The organism is Streptomyces sp. NPDC107581 (assembly GCF_055657175.1).
In genome coordinates, this window is sequence record NZ_JBVKBH010000023.1 from 1 (window position 1) to 24,976 (window position 24,976).

At 69.9% G+C, this 24,976-nt stretch carries 22 protein-coding genes, 1 tRNA gene and 3 pseudogenes; 23 read left to right on the plus strand and 3 right to left on the minus strand.

Annotated features, from left to right (window positions below):
- Positions 1-90: 90 nt before the first annotated feature.
- The 6 genes and pseudogenes from ACZ7P3_RS38605 to ACZ7P3_RS38630 form a co-directional block, all read left to right on the plus strand.
- A pseudogene (locus ACZ7P3_RS38605) lies at positions 91-384 on the plus strand (integrase core domain-containing protein); the annotation flags it as partial.
- A gap of 34 nt (positions 385-418) precedes the next feature.
- Positions 419-568, plus strand: a pseudogene (locus tag ACZ7P3_RS38610) (DNA methylase); the annotation flags it as partial.
- Complete coding sequence (gene repSA / locus ACZ7P3_RS38615; protein ID WP_472089021.1) at positions 565-1,956, plus strand: replication initiator protein RepSA; 1,392 nt, start codon at positions 565-567, stop codon at positions 1,954-1,956. The pseudogene ACZ7P3_RS38610 and the gene repSA, both read left to right, overlap by 4 nt.
- Before the next feature lie 11 nt (positions 1,957-1,967).
- Positions 1,968-2,141: a helix-turn-helix transcriptional regulator gene (locus tag ACZ7P3_RS38620; RefSeq protein WP_472089174.1), complete on the plus strand. Its 174-nt coding sequence runs from the start codon at positions 1,968-1,970 to the stop codon at positions 2,139-2,141.
- Positions 2,138-3,511 carry a tyrosine-type recombinase/integrase gene (locus ACZ7P3_RS38625; protein WP_472089023.1) on the plus strand — a complete coding sequence of 458 codons (1,374 nt, stop codon included), beginning with the start codon at positions 2,138-2,140 and terminating at the stop codon, positions 3,509-3,511. The genes ACZ7P3_RS38620 and ACZ7P3_RS38625 overlap by 4 nt, the downstream gene beginning before the upstream one ends.
- 197 nt (positions 3,512-3,708) lie before the next feature.
- The gene (locus ACZ7P3_RS38630) at positions 3,709-4,092 is read left to right on the plus strand and encodes a DUF6083 domain-containing protein (RefSeq protein WP_472089025.1); all 384 of its coding nucleotides are present in this window, start codon (positions 3,709-3,711) and stop codon (positions 4,090-4,092) included.
- 29 nt (positions 4,093-4,121) lie between these two features.
- Here the strand turns inward: ACZ7P3_RS38630 and ACZ7P3_RS38635 are convergent, their stop codons facing one another.
- The gene (locus ACZ7P3_RS38635; protein ID WP_472089027.1) at positions 4,122-4,577 is read right to left on the minus strand and encodes a GNAT family N-acetyltransferase; all 456 of its coding nucleotides are present in this window, start codon (positions 4,575-4,577) and stop codon (positions 4,122-4,124) included.
- Positions 4,578-4,932: 355 nt separating this feature from the next.
- Positions 4,933-5,004 (minus strand) — tRNA-Arg (locus ACZ7P3_RS38640).
- Positions 5,005-5,194: 190 nt separating this feature from the next.
- Here ACZ7P3_RS38640 and ACZ7P3_RS38645 point away from each other — a divergent pair.
- The 5 genes and pseudogenes from ACZ7P3_RS38645 to thrC all read left to right on the plus strand — a co-directional run.
- A pseudogene (locus ACZ7P3_RS38645) lies at positions 5,195-5,671 on the plus strand (response regulator); the annotation flags it as partial.
- A gap of 739 nt (positions 5,672-6,410) precedes the next feature.
- Complete coding sequence (gene nrtL, locus ACZ7P3_RS38650) at positions 6,411-7,394, plus strand: ArgS-related anticodon-binding protein NrtL (protein ID WP_472089028.1); 984 nt, start codon at positions 6,411-6,413, stop codon at positions 7,392-7,394.
- A gap of 63 nt (positions 7,395-7,457) precedes the next feature.
- Entirely contained in the window at positions 7,458-8,849 is a 1,392-nt protein-coding gene (lysA, locus tag ACZ7P3_RS38655) for a diaminopimelate decarboxylase (RefSeq protein WP_472089030.1), read from the plus strand.
- A gap of 146 nt (positions 8,850-8,995) precedes the next feature.
- Positions 8,996-10,288 (plus strand): homoserine dehydrogenase, encoded by a 1,293-nt coding sequence (locus tag ACZ7P3_RS38660; protein ID WP_472089031.1) that lies wholly within the window; start codon positions 8,996-8,998, stop codon positions 10,286-10,288.
- A gap of 6 nt (positions 10,289-10,294) precedes the next feature.
- Positions 10,295-11,353, plus strand: a complete 1,059-nt coding sequence (thrC, locus tag ACZ7P3_RS38665; RefSeq protein ID WP_472089033.1) for a threonine synthase — start codon at positions 10,295-10,297, stop codon at positions 11,351-11,353.
- Positions 11,354-11,456: 103 nt separating this feature from the next.
- Here the strand turns inward: thrC and ACZ7P3_RS38670 are convergent, their stop codons facing one another.
- Positions 11,457-11,579 carry a hypothetical protein gene (locus ACZ7P3_RS38670; protein WP_472089035.1) on the minus strand — a complete coding sequence of 41 codons (123 nt, stop codon included), beginning with the start codon at positions 11,577-11,579 and terminating at the stop codon, positions 11,457-11,459.
- A 242-nt stretch (positions 11,580-11,821) separates the two neighbouring features.
- Between ACZ7P3_RS38670 and thrB the strand changes: the two genes are divergently transcribed.
- The 12 genes from thrB to ACZ7P3_RS38730 all read left to right on the plus strand — a co-directional run bounded on the left by thrB (position 11,822) and on the right by ACZ7P3_RS38730 (position 24,844).
- Entirely contained in the window at positions 11,822-12,739 is a 918-nt protein-coding gene (gene thrB / locus ACZ7P3_RS38675; RefSeq protein WP_472089036.1) for a homoserine kinase, read from the plus strand.
- A gap of 406 nt (positions 12,740-13,145) precedes the next feature.
- Entirely contained in the window at positions 13,146-15,191 is a 2,046-nt protein-coding gene (rho, locus tag ACZ7P3_RS38680; RefSeq protein WP_472089037.1) for a transcription termination factor Rho, read from the plus strand.
- A 133-nt stretch (positions 15,192-15,324) separates the two neighbouring features.
- Positions 15,325-15,519, plus strand: coding sequence for a hypothetical protein (locus ACZ7P3_RS38685; protein ID WP_472089038.1), 195 nt, complete (start codon positions 15,325-15,327; stop codon positions 15,517-15,519).
- 529 nt (positions 15,520-16,048) lie between these two features.
- On the plus strand, positions 16,049-17,182 hold the full coding sequence (locus ACZ7P3_RS38690; RefSeq protein WP_472089039.1) for an LCP family protein: 1,134 nt from the start codon (positions 16,049-16,051) through the stop codon (positions 17,180-17,182).
- Positions 17,183-17,540: 358 nt separating this feature from the next.
- The gene (gene rpmE, locus ACZ7P3_RS38695; RefSeq protein ID WP_030944953.1) at positions 17,541-17,765 is read left to right on the plus strand and encodes a 50S ribosomal protein L31; all 225 of its coding nucleotides are present in this window, start codon (positions 17,541-17,543) and stop codon (positions 17,763-17,765) included.
- A 106-nt stretch (positions 17,766-17,871) separates the two neighbouring features.
- Positions 17,872-18,948, plus strand: coding sequence for a peptide chain release factor 1 (gene prfA, locus ACZ7P3_RS38700; RefSeq protein ID WP_472089041.1), 1,077 nt, complete (start codon positions 17,872-17,874; stop codon positions 18,946-18,948).
- A 32-nt stretch (positions 18,949-18,980) separates the two neighbouring features.
- On the plus strand, positions 18,981-19,826 hold the full coding sequence (prmC, locus tag ACZ7P3_RS38705; protein WP_359071807.1) for a peptide chain release factor N(5)-glutamine methyltransferase: 846 nt from the start codon (positions 18,981-18,983) through the stop codon (positions 19,824-19,826).
- Positions 19,827-19,876: 50 nt separating this feature from the next.
- Entirely contained in the window at positions 19,877-20,524 is a 648-nt protein-coding gene (locus tag ACZ7P3_RS38710; protein ID WP_361113599.1) for an L-threonylcarbamoyladenylate synthase, read from the plus strand.
- Positions 20,521-21,198 (plus strand): arsenate reductase/protein-tyrosine-phosphatase family protein, encoded by a 678-nt coding sequence (locus ACZ7P3_RS38715; RefSeq protein WP_472089043.1) that lies wholly within the window; start codon positions 20,521-20,523, stop codon positions 21,196-21,198. Before ACZ7P3_RS38710 ends, ACZ7P3_RS38715 begins: the two co-directional genes overlap by 4 nt.
- A gap of 191 nt (positions 21,199-21,389) precedes the next feature.
- Positions 21,390-22,628: a serine hydroxymethyltransferase gene (locus ACZ7P3_RS38720; protein ID WP_472089044.1), complete on the plus strand. Its 1,239-nt coding sequence runs from the start codon at positions 21,390-21,392 to the stop codon at positions 22,626-22,628.
- Positions 22,629-22,779: 151 nt separating this feature from the next.
- Complete coding sequence (locus ACZ7P3_RS38725; RefSeq protein ID WP_472089045.1) at positions 22,780-24,108, plus strand: MraY family glycosyltransferase; 1,329 nt, start codon at positions 22,780-22,782, stop codon at positions 24,106-24,108.
- A gap of 289 nt (positions 24,109-24,397) precedes the next feature.
- A complete protein-coding gene (locus ACZ7P3_RS38730; protein ID WP_472089047.1) occupies positions 24,398-24,844 on the plus strand; it encodes a hypothetical protein in 447 nt (148 codons plus the stop codon).
- The last annotated feature ends 132 nt before the right edge of the window (positions 24,845-24,976 follow it).

Below are 24,976 nucleotides of genomic sequence, written 5' to 3' on the forward strand. Positions count from 1 at the left end.
AGACACTTGGTTGGAGGACCCCGGCCGAGGCATTCAACGAGCAGCTACTCTTGCTCCAACAAGCCAGTGTTGCAACGACCGGTTGAGTCCAGCCAATTTCGGTCCCGGAAGTTCGTTCGGGCGCTCGACCGCCACCGGATGGCCGGATCGATAGGGAGAGTCGGGGCGGCCGGCGACAACGCGGCCATGGAGTCCTTCTTCAGCCTGCTGCAGAAGAACGTCCTCGACCGCCGGAAGTGGGCCACCCGCGAGGAACTGCGGATCGCCATCGTGACCTGGATCGAGCGGACCTACCACCGACGCCGTCGGCAAGCGGCACTCGGCCGGCTGACCCCCGTCGAATACGAGACCGTCATGACCACACCGGCCCTCCAAGCCGCGTGACTGAACCTGTCACCCGAACCTGCACCAGACCCGCGGCGGCAAGGCCACCATCGCCGAGATGCAAGCCGCCATGGGCATCACCTGGACCCACGTCCACGAGGAGCTGACCGAGGCGATCCCGCCCGCCTACACCCGCTGGATCGGCACTGCCTTCCTGACTGCCCGTCAGGAGGTGCTCGCATGACCGACACCGCCACCCTGACCGCTCTCGATCCGACCACCCTCGGCGACCTGCTGCGGGTGGCCTCCGCCCCCGACTTCGACCGCTGGCAACATCAGATCCACCGCACCGGCGGCTGCGCCGACCCCATCCACCTGCGTGGCTGGACGACCCGCATCGACAAGACCACCGGCGAGACCCTCCACCGCTACACCAGTCATGGGGAACCGGGCGGCCGGCTGCGCATCGCCTGCGGCAACCGCCGCGCCTCCCGCTGCCCCTCCTGCGCCTACACCTACGCCGGCGACACCTACCACCTCATCCGCGCCGGGCTCGCCGGGGACGACCGCCGGGACATCCCCGTCGCCGTCCGGGATCACCCCCGCGTCTTTGCCACCCTCACCGCACCCTCGTTCGGCCCGGTCCACAACCGCCCCGACCACGGACACTGTGGCTGCGGCCGTCGCCACCGCGAGGACGATCCCGTCCTTGGCACCGCCCTTGATCCGGACGCTTACGACTACGCCGGTGCGGTGCTATTCAACAACCACGCCGGCGACTTATGGCAGCGCTTCACCAACCGGCTCCGCCGCGAGATCGCCAAGCGCGCCAGCCTCACCCAGCGCGAGCTCTCCGAAGCCTGCCGGGTCTCCTACGGCAAGGTCGCCGAGTTCCAGAAACGTGGCGCCATCCACTTCCACGCCGTGATCCGCCTCGACGGACCCGATGGAGCCGACTCGGCACCGCCCTCCTGGGCGAGCGTCGACCTGCTCACTGATGCCATCCGGGCCGCCGTCCGGCACTCGTACACCAGCCTCCGTGTTCCCGCGATCGGCGACCAACCCGCCCGCACGCTCCGCTGGGGCCGAGAACTCGACATCCGCCCCGTGAAGGCCTTCGGCGACGGCTCCGACCTCACCGAACAGGCCGTCGCCTCCTACGTCGCCAAGTACGCCACCAAAGCCGCCGAGAACACCGGCACCCTCGACCGCCGGATCGGTGAACTCGCCGAACTCGACCGCCACGGCGTTCCCGACCACGCTCGCCGCCTGATCACCGCGTGCTGGGACCTCGACGCGCTGTACCCGGGCCGACGGCTTTGGGCCTGGGCGCACATGCTCGGCTTCCGCGGCCACTTCTCGTCGAAGTCCCGCCGCTATTCCACCACTCTCGGTGCCCTCCGGCAGGTACGCGCCGACTACCGGGCTGCCCAGGAGCGCGAAGCCCTCGGCCTGGACGATCGCGAGCCGGACACCGTCCTCGTCCTGGCCGACTGGCAGTACGCCGGCCACGGCCATACCCCCGGCGAATCGGCCCTCGCCGCGACCATCGCCCGCGACCTCCAGCTCAACCGCGAAACCGCCCGCGAAGCCCTACAAGACCAACTCGTCCAGGAAGGAGCGCTGACGTGAAAGACGAGTTGATGACCGTGCTGGAGGTCTGTACCGAACTCAAGGGCATCTCACGTCGGACCTTCTACCGCTGGCAGGAGCTTGGTCAGGCGCCGCAGGCCTTCAAGTTGCCCAACGGCGAATGGCGCGTGTGGCGCAGTGACTTCAACGCATGGCTGAACGCCCGAGAGAGGGCCACGGCATGAGGTCTCTCGACGTGAAGGTCTGGGGCGTTCGAAAGAGGAACACCAAGAAGTCGTCCTATGACGTCAGATGGACCGTTGCCGGCAACGTGTTCTCCGATCAGTTTCGCACCAAGGGGCTTGCGGACCACTACCGCGCCAAGCTTCTCCGCGCTGCCCGGGACGGCGAAGAGTTCGACACGGTCACCGGGCTGCCCGACTCGATGATCGAAAAGGCCCCTTCGGCCACCTGGTACGCCTTCGCTCTGAAGTACCTCGCCATGAAGTGGCCGCACGCGGCGCCGAACACGCGCAACGGGATCAATGAGTCGCTGACCGCCGTAACCATGGCCCTTCTCGACGATCGTCCGGGGCGGCCGTCCGATGATCTGCTCAGGAAGGCACTGCGCAACTGGGCCTTTGTCCTGCCGGGTCCCGATGATCGCGAATTGCCGACCGAGATCGCGAACACACTGCATTGGGTCGTAAAGGCTTCGCGCCCTCTGTCCGACCTTGGCGACGCTGCTATCGGTCGGGCGGTCCTGGATTCGCTCAAGCTGAAGCTCGACGGGACGGCGGCGGCTGCGGAGACGGTTCGGCGTAAGCGTCGGACGCTCGTCAACGCGCTGCACTACGCGGTGGATCTTGGGGAGTTCAAGGAGAACCCGATCACCGCCATTCGCTGGAAGAAGCCGAAGGTGGCCGGCGAAGTGGATCCCCGCGTAGTCGCCAATCCGGAGCAGGCTCGGTCCCTGTTGACCGCGGTCTCGTACATCGGTGGATACGGCCGGGCGCGTGGTCGTCGACTCGTCGGCTTGTTCGCCTGCATGTACTACGGCGCCTTACGCCCTGCTGAGGCAGTCGGCCTCACCAAAGCAGACCTGAAGCTGCCGGAGACCGGCTGGGGGACGGCCCTGCTGAACCGCACGCGCCCCAGTGTCGGAAAGCAGTGGACGGACTCCGGCGAGACCCACGACGACCGCGGCCTGAAGAACCGGCCGGCCGAAGAGGTGCGGCTCGTGCCCATCCCGCCTCAGCTCGTCGCCATCCTTCGGCAGCACCTCGACACGTTCGGCAGTGCGGAGGACGGGCGACTGTTCACGAACGAACGTGGGGGAGTGGTCGGCTCTTCGACTTACTACCGCGTGTGGCAGGAGGCTCGGGCGCTGGCGCTCCCGCCGGCCGCGGTCGCCTCTCCGCTCGCCGCCCGGCCGTACGACCTCCGACACTCGGCCCTGTCGACCTGGCTTAACTCCGGGGTGGACCCGACCGAGGTTGCCGAACGCGCGGGCAACAGTGTTGAGGTCCTGTTGGGCCGCTATGCCAAATGCATCGATGGACGCCAGGAGATTGCCAACCGCAAGATCGAAGAGTTGTTGCGCGAATACGAGTGATCTCGCACGTGGGCCGTTAGCCCCCAGCCCGCTTCTTGGGCCGGGGGTTTCGTCGTGTCTCGGCCGTGTGCCTTCGGCCGTTGGTTGCTAGTTGCACCTGCCGGGTCGCGTCCCATTTCACGGATGGACGACTGTCGCAGGCGTCCCGTCCAGTTCGTGGTCTACGCATACGCCGTCGGGCTGCCGACCCTCACGATATGGGGGTTTTGGAAGAGGGACCGCGCAGGCTGGGAGGTAGGCAGTCGCGCTGCCTGTACTGCGGCCTGCCGGCGGATCGCATGGCGACGCTGGAGCAGGACTGGGTGTTGCTTGAGCCGGATATGACTCCGCTGGCCCATACGGTTCCGGCGGAGCATCGGTGGATCGAGCTCTCCGACGGTCGGGTAACCGTCTACGGGGTGTGTCCGCCGGATCCGTTTCAACGGTGCCGTATCGAGCACCGGCTGGCCTGCTCGGCGCAACCGCAGCAGGATCTCTGGCCGTGGTTGACGACGGTGCGAGCGGAGAACGGGCGGCGAGTGGAGCGGCAGGCTGACCCGGAGCCGCCAGAGCCCCCGGAGGAATGGCCGGATGCGGGGTAATGGTCGGTTACGGCAGACATGGAGCGAGCTCACCGAGCGGGGAAGGTCAGCCGCAGAACGATCTCGCCGTCGTCGATCTCCCCGGTGGGCTCGAACCCGAACTTCTGGTAGAAGGGCCACGGTTCGCCGTCGCCGGGATCGTAGCTGGTCAGCAGCTCGGTGGCGCCGTCCGCGCGAACCAGGGCGGCGATCTGGGTGAGTGTCTCTCGGCCGATCCCTCGCCTCTGGTGCCGCTTGTCGACGAGGAGGCGCCAGATGAAGTGTCGCCCTTTGTAAGGACCAGCCGGCGGCTTCCACGACAGCATCACGAAGCCGACTGGCTCGTCGCCGATGTACACGGCGCGGTACCAGGGATTGGCCCCCGGCTTCTTTGCCGCCTGCTTGAGCGACTTGGACACGGAGGCGACGAACTGCTTCTGGTTACGTCGGACGCGGAGAGCACGGACGGCATCCCGATTGTCGTCGGTGATCTCCCGCAGGTGCACGCCTGGGGACCTCATGCCACACCCCTTCCTGCACCCGGCTGCTGTGCCAACCGGACCGACGTGAAGAGCCGCCGTCGTGCGTCAGTCCGTTGCGTGCACGCACTATCAAGGACGTCAGGTTGAACGTCTTCGCAGCGTATTCGACACAGTGGATCTGGAGCGGGACTGGCACGCCGGGCTGTGTCCGTTCCGAGGCAGCTGATTTGACCTGGGCAGACGCTCCAAGATCCTGTCCACGAATAGTCCACAGACCGTGTCCTAGGGCCACTCAGGCCTGCATACGCCTGCACATACGCGAAGACCCCGTCCTCAGCGTTCTCGCTGGTGGCGGGGTCTTTGGGCACCTCATGTTGGGTGCCCCCGGCAGGATTCGAACCTGCGCACACGGCTCCGGAGGCCGTTGCTCTATCCCCTGAGCTACGGGGGCGTGTCGGGCGCTTGACTTCTTGTTTGCGGCGACGGGTAGAACCCTAGCAGGTCTTCCGGGGTGATCAGGAACGGGTTTCCCGGGGCATGGGGAGGGCGGGTCCTGCGGCGGGGAGAGGACGGGTCCCCCGGTGGGGGTGGAAGTGGGGAAAACCCGGACGCGGTGGCCGGGGCGGACCTACTCTCGACTTGTGCCAGGCGCATCGGGCCGGGTGCTTGTTGTGGACGACAACAAGGTCATCCGGCAGCTGATCAGGGTCAACCTCGAGCTGGAGGGTCTTGAGGTCGTGACCGCGGCCGATGGTGCCGAGTGTCTGGATGTGGTGCATCAGGTGCGGCCAGATGTCGTGACGCTCGACGTCGTCATGCCCCGCTTGGACGGGCTCCGCACCGCCGCCCGGCTGCGCGCCGATCCCCGCACTCACGACCTTCCCCTCGCCATCATCAGTGCCTGCACCCAGTACGAGGTGGAGACCGGCCTCGACGTCGGCGTCGACGCCTTCCTCGCCAAGCCTTTCGAACCCGCGGAACTCGTCCGGCTCGTCAAGCACCTGATCGAGCGCAGGCCGGAGGGAAGCAGGGGTGGGGAGGGAAAAGGGGACGGTGGTGAGGGGGACGGCGAAGGTGATGAGGAGGACGGCGATGGTGGTGAAGGCGGAGCCGGAGGCGTAGGCGTAGACGGGCGCGGAGGGGGTGGAGTGATCGACAGGGGCCCCGGGGCTGTGTCCGAGGTGGTCGGCCGGATTCCTCGACGGAGATCTGAGGCGGTCGACCGGATTCCCGGTGTGGTGGCCGAGGCCACCGAGGTGCCAGAGGTAACGGACGTAGCAGAGGTGGCCGCGAGGGCCGAAGCGGCCGAAGCGGCCGAAGTGGCAGAGATGACCGACGGCGTCTCCTTCGGCGGGTAGCCGAACCGGGTCGGTCGGCGCCATCAGCCGTCCCGCCCTCCACCTCCATTCCCCCGTTCAGCCGTCCAACTCCTTGTCCCCATAACCCTGTATCGCCGCATCCTCCGTACCGCCGCCCCCTCCGCACCGTCGTTCCCCCCCGTATCGCATCCCCCCGTACCGTCGTTCCCGGGCTGAGCCGCCCCCCGTCCGGGCCCCGCCCCTTCCCACCCGGCCCCGGCCCTCCTCACCCGGCCCCGGCCCTCCTCACCCGGCCCCGGCCCCTCCCGCCCGGCCCCAGCCCTCCTCACTCAGCCCCGCCCCTCCCACTGGCGGCCTCCCCCTCACTCCGCACCTCCGCCCCCCTTCCCTCTCCCACCCCCACCCCCGGTCTTCCCCCGGCAACTCCCGACCTCTCACCTCACCCGTACCTCCGCCCCCGCCTCTCGCACCTCTCCCACCCCGCCCCCAACACAAACCGCCTCGCATACCCACCCCCCTCCTCCCCTACGCTTGTCCCGTGACCCCCGTTGAGCTCTCGTGTGCCGTGCTGTGTGCGGTGCGGTGTGCTGTTGAGCAGGGGGAGCTGAGTGTGACCGTGCCGGAGCGGGTTGTGGTGAGTGAGCCGGGGGCCGGGGGGTGCGGGGACTACGCCACCAATGTCGCCCTGCAGCTCGCCGGGTCCGCCGGGCGGCCGCCCCGGCAGGTGGCGGAGATCCTGCGGCCGCATCTCGTCCGTGCCGAGGGGATCCGGGACGTCGTCGTCACCGGGCCCGGGTTCCTCAACATCAGCCTCGAGGAGCAGGGCGACCTCGTGGCCGGCCTGGTGCGGGACATCCGCGAGCGCGGTGCCGCGTACGGATGCGGTGACGCCCTCGCCGGGCAGGTCGTCGTGTTGCGCGTGCCCTACGAGGCACGCGCCGAGGTCGTCGCCGATGCCGTGGCGCGGATCGTCGCGACTCAGGGCGGGCGGGCCGAGGTCGAGCACGGTGAGCCCGTCAATCTGCGGCCCGTTCCGGCGCCGGAGGATCCCGCGCCGCTCGGGGCCGACGCCGCCCAGTGGGCCCTGCTGCACCCCGCGGCGCACGACAGGCCCCGGATCACCGCCGACCACCTCGTCCAGAGGGAGAGCAACCCGCTGTTCCGAGTGCGGTACGCGCATGCGCGGGTCCGGGCCCTGAGCCGTAACGCCGGGCGCCTCGGATTCGGTGCCGAGCCCGGACCCGTCGCCGTACCGGAAGGGGCGCGTGAGCTGCTCAACGCCCTCGCCGCCCACCCCCGTATCCTCTCCGCGGCCGCCACCCATCGCGCCCCGGACCGGCTTGCCCGGCATCTCGTCACCGTCGCCGATGCCGTCCTGCCGCTGCTGGCCTCCGTGCTTCCGCGCGGCGAGGAGAAACCCTCGGCCGCCCACCGTGCCCGGCTGGCACTCGCCGAAGCCGCCGGGACGGTGCTGGCCGGTGGCCTGTCCCTGCTCGGCATCGACGCACCCGAACATCTCTGAGGGCCGGAGAAGAGACGAAGACATGAGCCCCCGGAGAGAGACAGAGAGTCTGAGAGCAACGTCATGAGCCGTTCCGCGCATCCCGCCGGGCCCCGTCACGCCGATGTCCTTCCCGAGGGGCACTACTCCGCCCCGCCCGCCGACCTCAACACCCTCGACCCGAAGGTGTGGGCCCAGACCGTCGGCCGGGGCGACGACGGTGTCCTGACCGTCGGCGGGATTCCCGCGACCCGGCTCGCCGAGGAGTTCGGCACCCCGGCCTACATCGTCGACGAGGCCGACTTCCGCGCCCGGGCCCGCGCCTGGCGCACCGCCTTCGGGGCCGACGCCGATGTGTTCTACGCCGGCAAGGCCTTCCTGTCCCGCGCCGTCGTGCGGTGGCTGCACGAGGAGGGCCTCAACCTGGACGTGTGCTCGGGCGGGGAGCTGGCCACGGCCCTGTCCGCCGGCATGCCCGCCGAGCGCATCGCCTTCCACGGCAACAACAAGTCCGTCGGGGAGATCACCCGTGCCGTCGAGGCCGGTGTGGGGCGGATCGTCCTCGACTCCTTCCAGGAGATCGTGCGGGTCGCGCACATCGCGCAGTCCCTCGGCAAGCGGCAGAAGGTCCAGATCCGGATCACCGTCGGGGTCGAGGCGCACACGCACGAGTTCATTGCCACCGCCCATGAGGACCAGAAGTTCGGGATCCCGCTGGCCGGGGGACAGGCCGCCGAGGCCGTGCGGCGGGCCCTGCAGCTGGACGGGCTGGAGCTGATCGGGATCCACTCCCACATCGGGTCGCAGATCTTCGACATGTCGGGCTTCGAGGTCGCCGCCCACCGGGTCGTCGGGCTGCTCAAGGACATCAGGGACGAGCACGGGGTCGAGCTGCCCGAGATCGACCTCGGGGGCGGCCTCGGCATCGCCTACACCAGTGACGACGACCCCCGCGAGCCGCACGAGATCGCCAAGGCGCTCGGTGAGATCGTCAGCCGCGAGTGCGACGCCGCCAGGCTGCGGACGCCGCGGATCTCCGTCGAGCCGGGGCGCGCCATCGTCGGCCCCACCGCCTTCACGCTCTACGAGGTCGGCACCGTCAAGCCGCTCGACGGGCTGCGGACCTACGTCTCCGTCGACGGGGGCATGTCCGACAACATCCGGACGGCGCTCTACGACGCCGAGTACAGCGTCGCCCTCGTCTCCCGCGCCTCCGACGCCGAGCCCATGCTCGCCCGTGTCGTCGGCAAGCACTGCGAGAGCGGGGACATCGTGGTGAAGGACGCGTTCCTGCCGGCCGACCTGGCACCCGGTGACCTCATCGCCGTACCGGCCACCGGCGCCTACTGCCGGTCCATGGCCAGCAACTACAACCATGTGCTGCGCCCGCCCGTCGTCGCCGTGCGGGACGGCGAGGCGCGGGTCGTCGTCCGGCGCGAGACGGAGGAGGATCTCCTGCGTCTGGACGTCGGCTGACGCCGTAAACCGCGGGGCGGAAGATCTCCGGTCTTCCGGCCCCGTACAAATGAAATAGATGTCTCACGATCCGGACGAAGGGTAGAAACTCCCGTCCGGTGAGTGAGACTGGTCCAACCGTAGACGGTAAGAGGAAACGAGGTCGGATGATGCGTACGCGTCCGCTGAAGGTGGCGCTGCTGGGCTGTGGAGTGGTCGGCTCAGAGGTGGCGCGCATCATGACGACGCACGCCGACGACCTCGCCGCCAGGATCGGGGCCCCCGTGGAGCTCGCGGGCGTCGCGGTCCGGCGGCCCTCCAAGGTCCGGGACGGCATCGACCCCTCCCTGGTCACCACCGATGCCACCGCCCTCGTCAAGAGCGGAGACATCGACGTGGTGGTCGAGGTCATCGGGGGCATCGAGCCCGCCCGGACCCTCATCACCACCGCCTTCGAGCACGGCGCCTCCGTGGTCTCCGCCAACAAGGCGCTGCTCGCCCAGGACGGTGCCGCCCTGCACGCCGCCGCCGAGGAGCACGGCAAGGACCTCTACTACGAGGCCGCCGTCGCCGGCGCCATCCCGCTGATCCGGCCGCTGCGCGAGTCCCTCGCCGGCGACAAGGTCAACCGCGTCCTGGGCATCGTGAACGGCACCACCAACTTCATCCTCGACAAGATGGACAGCACGGGGGCGGGCTACCAGGAGGCCCTCGACGAGGCCACCGCCCTCGGGTACGCGGAGGCCGACCCGACCGCCGACGTCGAGGCCTTCGACGCGGCCGCCAAGGCCGCCATCCTCGCCGGCATCGCCTTCCACACGCGGGTGCGCCTGGACGACGTCTACCGCGAGGGCATGACCGAGGTCACCGCCGCCGACTTCCGCTCGGCCAAGGAGATGGGCTGCACCATCAAGCTGCTCGCCATCTGCGAGCGCTCCAAGGACGGCGCCTCGGTCACCGCGCGGGTGCATCCCGCCATGATTCCGCTGACCCACCCGCTCGCCTCCGTGCGCGGCGCGTACAACGCCGTCTTCGTGGAGTCGGACGCGGCCGGGCAGCTGATGTTCTACGGCCCCGGCGCCGGCGGTGCGCCCACGGCCTCCGCGGTCCTCGGCGACCTGGTCGCCGTCTGCCGCAACCGGCTCAACGGCGCAACGGGGCCCGGTGAGTCGGCGTACGCAGCCCTGCCCGTCTCGCCGATGGGCGAGGTCGTCACGCGCTACCACATCAGCCTTGACGTCGCGGACAAACCGGGTGTGCTCGCCCAGGTCGCGACCGTCTTCGCCGAGCACGGAGTGTCGATCGACACGGTTCGGCAGCAGGGCAAGGACGGCGAGGCCTCCCTCGTCGTCGTCACCCACCGGGCCTCCGACGCCTCCCTGTCCGGGACCGTCGAGGCGCTGCGCAAGCTCGACACCGTGCGGGGTGTCGCCAGCATCATGCGGGTTGAAGGAGAGTAACCAGCAATGACCCACCAGTGGCGCGGAATCATCGAGGAGTACCGGGACCGGCTGCCGGTTTCCGACACCACGCCGGTCGTGACGCTCCGTGAGGGTGGCACGCCCCTCGTGCCTGCACAGGTGCTCTCCGAGCGCACCGGCTGCGAGGTCCACCTCAAGGTCGAGGGCGCGAACCCGACCGGGTCCTTCAAGGACCGCGGCATGACCATGGCCATCACCAAGGCCAAGGAGGAGGGGGCGAAGGCCGTCATCTGCGCCTCCACCGGCAACACCTCCGCCTCGGCCGCCGCGTACGCGGTGCGTGCGGGCATGGTGTCGGCCGTCCTCGTCCCGCAGGGCAAGATCGCGCTCGGCAAGATGGGCCAGGCGCTCGTGCACGGCGCGAAGATCCTCCAGGTCGACGGCAACTTCGACGACTGCCTCACGCTCGCCCGCGCGCTGAGCGAGAACTACCCGGTGGCGCTGGTCAATTCGGTCAACCCGGTGCGTATCGAGGGCCAGAAGACGGCCGCCTTCGAGATCGTGGACATGCTCGGCGACGCCCCGGACATCCACGTCCTTCCGGTCGGCAACGCGGGCAACATCACGGCCTACTGGAAGGGGTACCGGGAGTACGCCGCCGACGGCATCGCCACCCGGACCCCCCGGATGTGGGGGTTCCAGGCCTCCGGCAGCGCCCCGATCGTGCGCGGCGAGGTGGTCAAGGACCCCTCGACCATCGCCACCGCGATCCGCATCGGCAACCCGGCCTCCTGGCAGTACGCGCTGGCGGCGCGGGACGAGTCCGGCGGCGCCATCGACGAGGTGACGGACCGTGAAATCCTGCGCGCCTACCGGCTGTTGGCCGCACAGGAGGGCGTCTTCGTGGAGCCCGCCTCCGCCGCCTCCGTGGCCGGTCTGCTGAAGGCGGCCGAGCAGGGCAAGGTCGACCCGGGGCAGCGCATCGTGTGCACCGTCACCGGCAACGGCCTGAAGGACCCCGACTGGGCCGTCGCCGGCGCCCCGCAGCCGGTCACCGTCCCGGTCGACGCGGCCACCGCGGCCGAGCGCCTCGGTCTGGCCTGAACCCCGGGGTTCAGGCCTGAGCCCCGAGGTTCCGGCTTGAGCCCTGAGCAGGCCGCTTGAGCCCTGAGCGGCCGGCCTGATCCTTCGGGTTCGGGCCGGACCCTCAAGGGCCCAGGCCGAGCCCGGCCCGGCCGAGCCCGGCCCGGCCGAGCCCGGCCCGGCCGAGCCCGGCCCGGCCGAGCCCGGCCCGGCCGAGCCCGGCCCGGCCCGGCCTGAGCAGAGGCAAACCCCGACGGGATGCACAGGGGGCATACGACACGCATCGTGCGCCTCCTGTGCGCCCTATGTCGCCACAGAACCTTCCTTCGATACGCTGTACTGAACCCGCCCACCGCATATGCCTCCGCGTGTGGCACGGCGCCGCGTCGTCTCCGCGGCCCGACGGGTCTTCGTACATCATCGAATGTCCATCGGATGTCCATCGAGTGTCATTCGACAGTCACGCAGCTCAAGGAGAGTCAACGAGCGATGGCCGGTCCAGCGTTCCGCGCCGCCGCCGTCCGGGTGCGCGTTCCCGCCACCAGCGCCAACCTCGGTCCGGGCTTCGACGCCCTGGGCCTCGCGCTGGGGCTCTACGACGACGTGGTCGTCCGGGTGGCCGACTCCGGGCTGCACATCGACATCGCGGGTGAGGGCGGCGAGACCCTGCCCCGGGACGAGAGTCATCTGCTCGTCCGGTCCCTGCGCACCGCCTTCGACCTGCTGGGCGGGCAGCCCCGCGGCCTGGAGATCGTCTGCGCCAACCGCATTCCGCACGGCCGCGGCCTGGGCTCCTCCTCGGCCGCGATCTGCGCCGGCATCGTCGCCGCCCGCGCGGTGACCATAGGCGGGGAGGCCAGGCTGGACGACGCCGCACTCCTTGAACTGGCCACCGAGATCGAGGGTCACCCGGACAATGTGGCGGCCTGTCTGCTGGGCGGCTTCACTCTCTCCTGGATGGAGGCCGGCGCCGCCCGGGCGATCAGGATGGAGCCGAACGATTCCATCGTTCCGGTGGTTTTCGTGCCCGGAAAGCCGGTCCTGACCGAGACCGCGCGCGGACTGCTCCCGCGCACCGTGCCGCACGTCGACGCGGCCGTCAACGCGGGCCGTGCAGCGCTGCTCGTCGAGGCCCTCACCCGGCGCCCCGAGCTGCTGCTGCCCGCCACCGAGGACCGTCTCCACCAGGAGTACCGCGCCCCGGCCATGCCGGAGAGCGCCGCACTGGTGGAGCGGCTGCGGGCCGACGGGATCCCGGCCGTCATCTCGGGCGCCGGGCCCACCGTCATGGCCCTGTCCGACGCCGGCACCGCCGACAAGGTGGAGGCCCTGGCCGGCGCCGACTGGGCCGCCAACCGGCTGAGTCTCGATGAGCAGGGAGCGAGTGTGCTGCCGCTTGCGAGCTGAGACACGGTTGCCGGATTTGGAGAGGGGGAATGTTTGTTGGATCCGGTAGTGTTAACCTCAAGTCTGCACCCGACCTCACCATGGCGAGGTGCTTCGTGTCCCCGTCCGGGACAGACCTTCTTCCGGGAGCCTCCCGAACCACTCCGTGTTCCATGTGCCGTACCTGGGCAGTACGTCGTATGCGGGCACTGAGCGGAACCACGGGCACGCTCCGGAATCGGTGCTACCACGCCACGTGACACCAGGTGCCACGGCGGCTCGCGGAAGCGCCATCACCAGAAATCTGTTCCGCCGCCTTTGGCGGACCACCGCCCCGGCACGGTTCACAGAGACAGGACCGTATCCGGACAGCACAACCGGTCGCCGAGCCAGACAGGCCGACGTCCGCTCCAGGGAAGGACCCTTCGTGAGCGACACCACCGATCTGATGGGCGCACGTGTCGAGGAGACCGCTGCAGCGCCCGCCACGGACGCCTCCGCGCCTGCCACCGGTGCCGGCTCCCGGCGGCGCCGCGGTACCGGCCTCGAGGGCATGGTGCTGGCCGAGCTGCAGCAGGTTGCCTCGGGCCTCGGCATCAGGGGTACCGCGCGGATGCGCAAGAGCCAGCTGATCGAGGTCATCAAGGAGGCCCAGGCCGGTGGGGGCGCCGCCCCCAAGGCAGAGGCCGCCACCGAGACCAAGCCCAAGCGCCGGGCCACCTCGAAGGCCCGTACGGGCGAGGCCGCCGCCGAGAAGACGGCGGAGAAGGCCGCGGAAGCCCCCGCCGAGAAGGCCGTGGCCCAGCAGCAGATCGAGATCCCCGGCCAGCCGGGTGGCGGCACCGTCCGCGCGAGCGAGGCCGAGCGTGCGGGAGACGACGCGCCGACCGAGCGCCGTCGCCGCCGCGCCACCGCCGAGGCGGGCGCCCCGGCCGCGAGCAGCGCCGAGACCGTCGCCGCCGAAGCCAAGAGCGAGTCCAAGGCCGAGACGTCCGCCCAGCAGCAGGGCGAGGCCCGCGGCGACGCCGGTGACGGCGAGGGCCGTGGCCGCCGCGACCGCCGTGAGCGTGGCCGCGACCGCGACCGTGACCGCCGGGGCAAGGGCGACGAGCAGCAGGGCGGCCAGGGCGGCCAGGGCGGCCAGGGCGGCCAGGGCGGCCAGCGCCAGCAGGGCCAGCAGCAGGGCGGCGGCCGTCAGGACCGTCAGGACCGCCAGCAGCAGCAGGACGACGACGACTTCGAGGGTGGCCGCCGTGGCCGTCGCGGCCGGTACCGCGACCGCCGTGGCCGTCGTGGCCGCGACGAGATCGCCGAGCCGCAGCTGGCCGAGGACGATGTCCTGATCCCCGTCGCGGGCATCCTGGACATCCTGGACAACTACGCCTTCATCCGGACCTCCGGCTACCTGCCGGGTCCGAACGACGTGTACGTCTCCCTCGCCCAGGTCCGCAAGAACGGTCTGCGCAAGGGCGACCACGTCACCGGTGCGGTCCGCCAGCCCAAGGAGGGCGAGCGCCGCGAGAAGTTCAACGCGCTGGTCCGCCTGGACTCCGTCAACGGCATGGCGCCCGAACACGGCCGCGGCCGACCGGAGTTCAACAAGCTGACCCCGCTCTACCCGCAGGACCGGCTCCGCCTGGAGACCGACCCGGGCGTGCTGACCACCCGCATCATCGACCTGGTGTCGCCGATCGGTAAGGGGCAGCGTGGTCTGATCGTGGCCCCGCCGAAGACCGGCAAGACCATGATCATGCAGGCGATCGCCAACGCGATCACCCACAACAACCCCGAGTGCCACCTGATGGTCGTCCTGGTCGACGAGCGTCCGGAAGAGGTCACCGACATGCAGCGGTCGGTCAAGGGCGAGGTCATCTCCTCGACCTTCGACCGTCCGGCCGAGGACCACACCACGGTCGCCGAGCTCGCCATCGAGCGCGCCAAGCGTCTGGTGGAGCTGGGCCACGACGTCGTCGTGCTGCTCGACTCGATCACGCGTCTGGGCCGTGCGTACAACCTGGCCGCGCCGGCCTCCGGCCGCATCCTGTCCGGTGGTGTCGACTCGACCGCCCTGTACCCGCCGAAGCGCTTCTTCGGTGCGGCCCGCAACATCGAGGACGGCGGCTCGCTGACCATCCTCGCCACCGCCCTGGTGGACACCGGGTCCCGCATGGACGAGGTGATCTTCGAGGAGTTCAAGGGCACCGGCAACATGGAGCTCAAGCTCGACCGGAAGCTCGCCGACAAGCGCATCTTCCCGGCGGTGGACGTGGACGCGTCCGGTACCCGTAAGGAAGAGATCCTGCTCGGCAGCGAGGAGCTGGCCGTCGTCTGGAAGCTGCGCCGGGTGCTGCACGCGCTCGACCAGCAGCAGGCGATCGAGCTGCTGCTCGACAAGATGAAGCAGACGAAGTCGAACGGCGAGTTCCTGATGCAGATTCAGAAGACGACGCCTGCTCCGGGCAACGGCGACTAGTAGTCCGAAACGGCCGGTCGGCCGACCGCCGACCGTCGACCGCGGCCTCGTCGTGGTCGCTCCGCCCCCGCGGCGGAGCCGCACATCGAATACAGTCCCGCGCCTCCGGGAGTTTGGGCCGCCCCCCGTCCATATGCGACGGGGGGCGGCCCTTTGTGCTGAGGGGCGGGAAATCGGCAACATCTGCGGCTGCGGCAACATCTGCGGCAAGGGCAAGGGCAAGGGCAAGGGCAAGGGCAAGGGCAAGGGCAAGGGCAAGGGCGAGGGCAAGGGCGAGGGCGAGGCCGGCCTCATCGCGCTCAACAGTGCCCGTACCAACGGCTCTTGACTCGCATGGCGGCACCTTCGGCTCGCGCGTCGCCCCGGTCGACACCGGGCGGAACCAGTACGACAACGAGCGCGACAATGATCACGACAGCCCGGACAGCAAGCCGTACGAGGAACCCGTACGAGGAACCCGTACGAGGAACCCCTACGACATGGTGCGCGGCCCGCAGTCCCGCAGTGGCCCGCAGTGGCCCGCAGTGGCCCGCAGGCCCTCGGCGTGTGCGTGTACGTGTGTGTGCGCTGGACGGCGCGCGAGCCGCCCGGCCGGCGAGATCTATGCCACATGTGTCTCGTTCGGTACCGGCTTCCAGCGGTACGACCTGTTCGGCTGAAATCGCAGGTGAGCGGCAGGATCGTCCCGGTTGGGCGGCTACGCACGGTGCTCATCGCCGCACACGGTGGCAACTCTGCGTTGTGCAACCCTGTGCCGAGTTTCTCCGTCTGACCCGACAGAGCGACGATGGTGCGGTGACAACTCCGCCCGACCCTGAAAGCAGGGGGTAAACGACCGGACGAGTTTGAGGAGTGACGTGTCCGCCCAGAGCACGCCGGAGCCCGGCATACCGGAGCCGACCACCATCGGCACCAGCAGCCGTGGCAAGGGCCGCCGCCGCAAGCCCCGCAGCAAGCGCCGACAGGCCCTGCTCGTCACGGCCTGGACGGCCGCGGGAGTGGTCGTCCTGGGGGGTACGGGCGTCGGATACGTCTACTTCAAGCTCAACGGCAACATCAAGAGCGTCGACATCAACCAGGCGCTCGGTGCCGACCGCCCGTCGAAGGTCGACAACGGCTCGCAGAACATCCTCGTCCTCGGCTCGGACTCGCGCTCCGGCAGCAACAAGAAGCTCGGCGGCGGCACCGACGACGGCAGTGCCCGCTCCGACACGGCGATGATCGTCCACGTCTACAAGGGCCACAAGAAGGCCAGCGTGGTCTCCGTCCCGCGGGACACCCTCATCGACCGCCCCGCCTGCACCGACACCAAGGGCAGCACATACCCGGCGGCGTCGGGCGTGATGTTCAACTCGGCCTACTCCACCGGCGGCGCCGCCTGTGCCGTGAAGACGGTCGAGTCCCTCACCGGCATCCGCATGGACCACTATCTGGAGGTCGACTTCGCCGGCTTCCAGAGGCTCATCGACGACCTCGGCGGGGTCGAGGTCACCACGACCAAGGCCATCGCCGACCCGCAGAGTCACCTCGACCTCAAGGCCGGCACCCACACCCTGGACGGGCAGCAGTCGCTCGGCCTGGTCCGCACCCGGCACGGCGTCGGCGACGGCTCCGACCTGGGCCGCATCCAGCTCCAGCAGGCCTTCATCAAGGCGCTGATCAACCAGGTCAAGGACGTCGGCGTGCTCAGCAACCCCAAGAAGCTGTACGACCTCGCCGACACCGCCACCAAGACCGTCACCACCGACTCCGACCTCGGCTCGGTCAACGCCCTCGCCGACTTCGCGAACGGCCTGAAGGGCATCAGCTCGTCCCACATGAAGATGGTGACGATGCCGGTGCAGTACGACCCCGCCAACCCCAACCGGGTCCTGCTGGAGAAGTCCAAGGCCCGGCTGATCTGGAACGCCCTGAAGAACGACCGCCCGATCCCGGCGTCGGCGACCAGGGGAACGGCCACCGGCGAAGCCAAGGGCGTGGTGACCGGCTGAGGGGAGCGGGGAAACGTGCGACCGGCCGCCGGAGAGGCGCCGGGAAACACATGACCGCCCGCCGCAGAGGCGCCGGGAAACACATGACCGCCCACCGCTGAGTGCGGGCAGCCACACGACCGGCCGCCGCAGAGGCGCGGGCAGCCGCCTGACCGGCCGTGAAGGGCCCGCGGCCGCCCACGGCGGCCTCGTGGCTCCGCCTTCGGCACACCGTTCCGACCGCCCGCAGGAATAGAACAGCCGCACCCCCGGTTTTGGGGGATGGCGCCAGTCCTGGCAGACTGGTACGTCGGCTCCGGTTCACGCTTCCGCATCCCGCGGCGGCGACCCGGCGCCCTCCCGAAATCTAGGAGACACCTTGAAGCGCGACATCCACCCCGAGTACGTCGAGACGCAGGTCAGCTGCACCTGTGGCGCGTCGTTCACCACCCGTAGCACCATCGCGTCCGGCACCATCCGGGCCGAGGTCTGCTCCGAGTGCCACCCGTTCTACACGGGCAAGCAGAAGATCCTCGACACCGGTGGCCGTGTGGCCCGCTTCGAGGCCCGCTTCGGCAAGGCTGCCGCCGGCTCCAAGAAGTAGCGAGCCCGATTTCGCCGGTCCACGGTCACGCCCTCACGGGGGTGTGCCCGGGACCGGCGTTTTTGGTCGCCCGCCAGCCGTTCACCCGCAGTACAGGAGCCGAAAGATGTTCGAGGCCGTCGAGGAACTCGTCGTAGAGCACTCCGACCTGGAGAAGAAGCTCGCCGATCCGTCGGTCCACGCCGACCAGGCGAACGCGCGCAAGCTGAACAAGCGCTACGCCGAGCTGACCCCGATCGTCGCCACGTACCGCTCCTGGAAGCAGTCCGGCGACGACATCGAGACCGCGCGCGAGTTCGCCGCCGACGACCCCGACTTCGCCGCCGAGGTCAAGGAATTCGAGAAGCAGCGCGAGGAGCTGACCGAGAAGCTGCGCCTCCTGCTGGTCCCGCGCGACCCGAGTGACGACAAGGACGTCATTCTGGAGATCAAGGCGGGCGCCGGCGGTGACGAGTCGGCGCTGTTCGCCGGTGACCTGCTGCGGATGTACCTGCGCTATGCGGAGCGGGTCGGCTGGAAGACCGAGATCATCGACGCCACCGAGTCGGAGCTGGGCGGCTACAAGGACGTCCAGGTCGCGGTGAAGACCAAGGGCGGCCAGGGTGCCACGGAGCCCGGCCAGGGTGTGTGGGCGCGGCTGAAGTACGAGGGCGGTGTGCACCGAGTCCAGCGGGTGCCGGCCACCGAGTCCCAGGGCCGTATCCACACCTCCGCCGCCGGTGTCCTCGTGACCCCCGAGGCCGAGGAGGTCGACGTCGAGATCAACCCGAACGACCTGCGCATCGACGTGTACCGGTCCTCCGGCCCCGGCGGCCAGTCGGTCAACACCACCGACTCCGCGGTGCGCATCACGCACCTTCCGACCGGAGTCGTCGCCTCCTGCCAGAACGAGAAGAGCCAGCTGCAGAACAAGGAGCAGGCTCTGCGTATCCTGCGCTCCAGGCTGCTCGCGGCGGCACAGGAGGAGGCCGAGCGGGAGGCCGCCGACGCCCGCCGCAGCCAGGTCCGCACCGTCGACCGCTCCGAGAAGATCCGCACCTACAACTTCCCGGAGAATCGCATCTCGGACCACCGCGTCGGCTTCAAGGCGTACAACCTGGACCAGGTCCTGGACGGCGACCTCGACGCGATGATCCAGGCCTGCGTCGACGCAGACTCTGCGGCGAAGCTGGCGGCCGCGTAAAAGGCACGTACGAGTTACCACGGAGGACTTGCGTGAACCTGCTGCTCGCGGAGGTGGCCCAGGCCACCCAGCGGCTGGCCGACGCCGGCGTGCCCTCGCCGCGCAACGACGCGGAGGAGCTCGCCGCGTTCGTGCACGGCGTGAAGCGGGGCGCGCTGCACTCCGTGAAGGACTCCGACTTCGACGCCCGCTACTGGGAGGTCATCGCCCGGCGCGAGCAGCGCGAGCCGCTGCAGCACATCACCGGGCGGGCCTACTTCCGGTATCTGGAGCTGCAGGTCGGGCCGGGCGTCTTCGTGCCCCGGCCCGAGACCGAGTCCGTGGTCGGCTGGGCCATAGACGCGGTGCGCGCCATGGACGTCGTCGAGCCGTGCATCGTCGATCTGTGCACCGGCTCCGGCGCCATCGCGCTGGCCCTCGCCCAGGAGGTCCCGCGCTCCCGGGTGCACGCCGTGGAGCTGTCCGAGGACGCCCTGGTGTGGACCCGTAAGAACGTGGCGGGGTCCAGGGTCGACCTGCGCCAGGGCGACGCCCTGACCGCCTTCCCCGACCTGGACGGCCAGGTCGACCTGGTCATCTCCAACCCGCCGTACATCCCGCTCACCGAGTGGGAGTACGTCGCCCCGGAGGCCCGTGACTATGACCCGGAGCTGGCGTTGTTCTCCGGCGAGGACGGCCTCGACCTGATCCGGGGCATCGAGCGCACCGCGCACCGCCTGCTGCGCCCCGGCGGCGTCGTGGTCATCGAGCACGCCGACACCCAGGGCGGCCAGGTGCCGTGGATCTTCACCGAGGAGCGGGGCTGGGCCGACGCGGCCGACCACCCCGACCTCAACAACCGCCCCCGGTTCGCGACCGCCCGCAAGGCGCTGCCGTGAGCACCCCGACGACCCACACCCCGCAGTACGTGTACGAGGAGGCCAGCTAGATGGCACGGCGATACGACACCAACGACGCGACCGACCGCGCGACGGGTCTGCGCGAGGCCGCGTCCGCCGTCCGCCGGGGCGAGCTGGTGGTGCTGCCGACCGACACGGTGTACGGCATCGGCGCCGACGCGTTCTCCTCGGAGGCCGTCGCCGATCTGCTCGCCGCCAAGGGCCGGGGCCGCAACATGCCCACTCCTGTCCTCATCGGCTCGCCGAACACGCTGCACGGCCTCGTCACGGACTTCTCCGAGCTGGCCTGGGAACTGGTCGACGCGTTCTGGCCGGGCGCCCTCACGCTGGTCGCCAGGCACCAGCCGTCCCTGCAGTGGGACCTGGGTGACACCCGTGGCACGGTTGCCGTGCGCATGCCATTGCACCCGGTCGCCATCGAGCTGCTCACCGAGGTCGGCCCCATGGCCGTGTCGTCGGCGAACCTCACCGGCCACCCGGCACCGGAGGACTGCGACGCCGCCCAGCAGATGCTCGGCGACTCCGTCTCCGTCTACCTCGACGGCGGCCCGACCCCCGGCATCGTGCCGTCGTCCATCGTGGACGTCTCCGGTCCGGTGCCGGTGCTGCTGCGCGAGGGCGCCATCTCCCCGGACGAGCTGCGGAAGGTCGTACCCGACCTCGAGGTGGCGAATTGACGGCCCCTGAGGCGGGGCGTGGAATAGGCATCGGGGAACGGGCGGCGGAGCAGACGACGACGTTCGGGTTTCCGCGCGACACGTTCCGCATCCTGCACGTCAGCACCGGCAACGTGTGCCGCTCACCCATCACCGAGCGGCTGACCCGGCATTTCGTGATGGAGCGGCTCGGTGCGCTCGGCGGCGGGCTGATCGTGGAGAGCGCGGGCACCTGGGGCCACGAGGGCGCGCCCATGGAGGCCAACGCGGAGACCGTGCTGGCCGAGTTCGGCGCGGACGCCTCCGGCTTCGTCGGCAGGGAACTGCTCGACGAGCACGTGATCATGGCCGACCTGGTGCTGACGGCCACGCGCGACCACCGGGCCCAGGTGATCTCGATGGGGCACTCGGCGGGGCTGCGGACGTTCACGCTGAAGGAGTTCACCCGTCTGGTCCGTGCGATAGATCCGGCCACCCTGCCGCCGCTGGAGGACGGTGTGGTCACGCGAGCGCGCGCGCTCGTCCGTGCGGCCGCGGCGCTGCGCGGATGGCTGCTGGCGCCCACCGCCGAGGCCGACGAGGTGTACGACCCCTACGGGGCACCGCTGCCGTTCTTCCGGTCGGTCGGCGACGAGATACACGAGGCGCTGGACCCGGTGGTCACGGCGCTCACCGGCGTACCCGCACGGGCCTGACCACCGCGCACCCCACCCGCCCCGGGCCTACATTGGACCTACGTCACCGCGGCGAGTGAGCCGACGGGGCGCGCCGGTGCCGTGCGGGCGAACGCGCGGAGGTCCGGAGGGCCGGACACGATCGCCCGCCCGGACCGGCCGAGGCGCCCCGGAGGGGATCCGCCGTCACACACGACCGCCCGGAGCCCGTCATGTCGGTCACACCCGTCCTAGAGACCGATGTCCTGCGGCGGCAGGACCCGGAGCTGGCCGAGATCCTGCAGGGGGAACTGGCGCGGCAGTCGACGACGCTGCAGCTGATCGCGGCCGAGAACTTCACCTCGCCGGCCGTCCTCGCCGTCCTCGGTTCGGCGCTCGCCAACAAGTACGCCGAGGGCTACCCCGGCGCCCGGCACCACGGCGGCTGTGAGCTGGTCGACGTCGCCGAACGGCTCGCGATCGAGCGGGCCAGGGCGCTCTTCGGAGCGGAACACGCCAACGTCCAGGCCCACTCGGGCTCGTCGGCCGTGCTGGCCGCCTACGCCGCGCTGCTGCGCCCCGGTGACACCGTCCTCGCCCTCGGGCTGCCGCACGGCGGTCACCTCACCCATGGCTCGCCCGCGAACTTCTCCGGCCGCTGGTTCGACTTCGTCGGGTACGGGGTCGACGCCGAGACCGGGCTCGTCGACCACGACCAGGTGCGCCACCTGGCCCGCAACCACCGGCCCAAGGCGATCGTGTGCGGTTCCATCGCCTACCCCCGCCATTTCGACTACGCCTTCTTCCGCGAGGTCGCCGACGAGGTCGGGGCCTATCTGATCGCCGACGCCGCGCATCCGATCGGCCTGGTGGCCGGGGGAGCGGCGCCCAGCCCGGTGCCGTACGCGGACGTGGTGTGCGCCACCACCCACAAGGTGCTGCGCGGTCCGCGCGGAGGGATGATCCTGTGCGGGAGCGAGCTGGCCGAGCGCGTGGACCGGGCGGTCTTCCCGTTCACCCAGGGCGGCGCCCAGATGCACACCATCGCCGCCAAGGCGGTCGCGTTCGGCGAGGCGGCAACGCCGGCGTTCGGCGCGTACGCCCATCAGGTGGTCGCCAATGCCCGGGTCCTCGCGGGTCATCTGGGAGCCGAGGGGCTCGCGGTCACCACCGGCGGCACGGACACCCACCTGATCACCGCGGACCCGGCCCCGCTCGGTGTGGACGGCCGCAGCGCGCGCGGCCGGCTCGCCGCCGCCGGGATCGTCCTGGACTGCTGTGTGCTGCCGCACGGCGACGGCCGCGGGCTGCGCCTGGGCACGGCAGCGGTGACCACCCAGGGCATGCGGGAGCCGGAGATGGTCAGGATCGCGGCCCTGCTGGCCTCCGTCCTGCGGGGCGCGACGGAACCGGCCGGGGCCAGGGAAGAGGTGCGCGAGCTGACCGGTAGATTTCCGCCGTATCCCGGCTGAGCGGGGGTAGGCGCACGTCCGTGGATCCGGGATCCGGCACCCGTGCACAGCCACCCGTGCAACCATCGTCGCTACCCGGAAGTCCTCACCCATATGCGTCCCTCGCTAGGGTGTGGGGCTGTGATGGCCAGCGAGACCTGTGGGGAAGCCCGTGCGTGAATACCTGCTGACGCTCTGCATCACGGCCGCGGTGACGTATCTGCTGACAGGGCCGGTACGTAAGTTCGCGATCGTGGCCGGAGCCATGCCGGAGATCCGGGCACGTGATGTGCACCGGGAACCCACTCCGCGCCTCGGCGGGATCGCGATGTTCTTCGGCCTGTGCGCCGGCCTGCTGGTCGCTGATCACCTCAACAACCTCAACGAGGTGTTCGCCAAGTCCAACGAGCCGCGGGCGCTGCTCTCCGGGGCCGCCCTGATCTGGCTGATCGGTGTCCTGGACGACAAGTTCGAGATCGACGCGCTGATCAAGCTGGGCGGTCAGATGATCGCCGCGGGCGTCATGGTCATGCAGGGTCTGACGATCCTGTGGCTGCCCATCCCGGGCGTCGGCAACGTGGCGCTGACCCAGTGGCAGGGCACGCTGCTGACGGTGGCGCTCGTCGTCATCACGATCAACGCGGTGAACTTCGTGGACGGCCTGGACGGTCTCGCGGCGGGCATGGTGTGCATCGCGGCGGGCGCGTTCTTCCTGTACGCGTACCGGATCTGGTACTCGTACGGCATCGAGGCCGCCGCCCCGGCCACGCTGTTCGCGGCGATCCTGATGGGCATGTGCCTGGGCTTCCTGCCGCACAACATGCACCCCGCGCGGATCTTCATGGGCGACTCGGGCTCGATGCTGATCGGCCTCGTCCTGGCGGCCGGCGCGATCTCGATCACGGGTCAGCTGGACCCGGACGCGCTGGCCCTGTTCACGGGCTCGGAGAAGGCGGCGGTGCACCAGACGGTGCCCGTGTACATCCCGCTGCTGCTGCCGCTGACGATCATCGCGGTGCCGGCCGCCGACCTGGTGCTGGCCATCGTGCGCCGCACCTGGCGCGGGCAGTCGCCGTTCGCCGCGGACCGCGGCCACCTGCACCACCGGCTCCTGGAGATCGGCCACTCGCACAGCCGGGCCGTGCTGATCATGTACTTCTGGTCGGCGCTGATCGGCTTCGGTGCCCTGGCGTACTCGGTGAACTCGGCGTCGATGTGGATCGGGCTCGGCGTGGTCTTCCTCAGCGCGATCGGCCTGGTCCTGCTGCTGCTCCCGCGCTTCACGCCCCGTGTGCCGGCCTGGGCGCAGCGGTTCGTGCCGCCGCGCTACCGCAGGCGCCGCCCGGCCGCCGACGAACTGCCGGCCGGGGCCGCCGCCGGGAGCGCTGCCTGCGCGCCCGGGACGGACGCGGAGCGGCCCCCGGTCACGGCCGGTATGACGGGCGTCAACGGGGCGACGGCCCTTGGCCCCCGTTCGCGTATCGGCAAGGCCACAAGGTAAGAATCTGACTAGAGCATTGCCAACTCGTGGGGGAGCAAAGTCCCCTAATACCAGACAAGTGGGCTCGGTTTTTGCACAGACGGGCACTGTCACTCTCATGTGTGACAGCAAGCACACTTAGCAGGTAAAGACCTCATCAAATAGTTTGTGATACGGTTCACGAGAACCCCGGATAGAGCCGACGGACCGTAGTGCGACGGTCCATTGGCGTGAGGTCTCGATCACTCAGCCCGGGACTACGCTCGTCCATGACGACACCCTGCCCCCCTGCGAAAGCGGAGTTGCCGCCATGCCGTCCAATGACGTCCGGATCCTGGCCCAGGCCGCCGTACCCACGGCTGTCGTCGGCGCGCTTGCCGCCGTCGTCAGCGGCGTGGTCGCGGGCGGCAAGGGGGCGATCGGGGCGCTCGTCGCGACGCTGATCGTGATCCTGTTCATGGGGCTGGGCCTCTACGTTCTGCAGCGCACCGCCAAATCGCTTCCGCACTTGTTCCAAGCCATGGGGCTGATGCTCTACACGGCGCAGATCCTGCTGCTGTTCGTGTTCGTGGCCGTGTTCAAGCACACCACGCTGTTCAACCCCAAGGCCTTCGCGCTCACGCTCGTCGCCGGCACCCTCGCCTGGATCGCCGCGCAGACGCGGGCGCACATGAAGTCCAAGATCCTCTACGTCGAACCCGATTCGACCGACTCCTCGCACGACGACAGGTCCCACAAGTCGGGGCACTCGTCGTGAGAGGTAGGGCCGGGATAAAGACACATGAGAGATCCTGCTATCGTCCGGTGCCAACTGCGGCATCGCGGGCGCGGGCATCCGAGCTGACGCCTGCTCAATCGCGAGGCGAGATGCCCCCCAGCCGCCCCACCA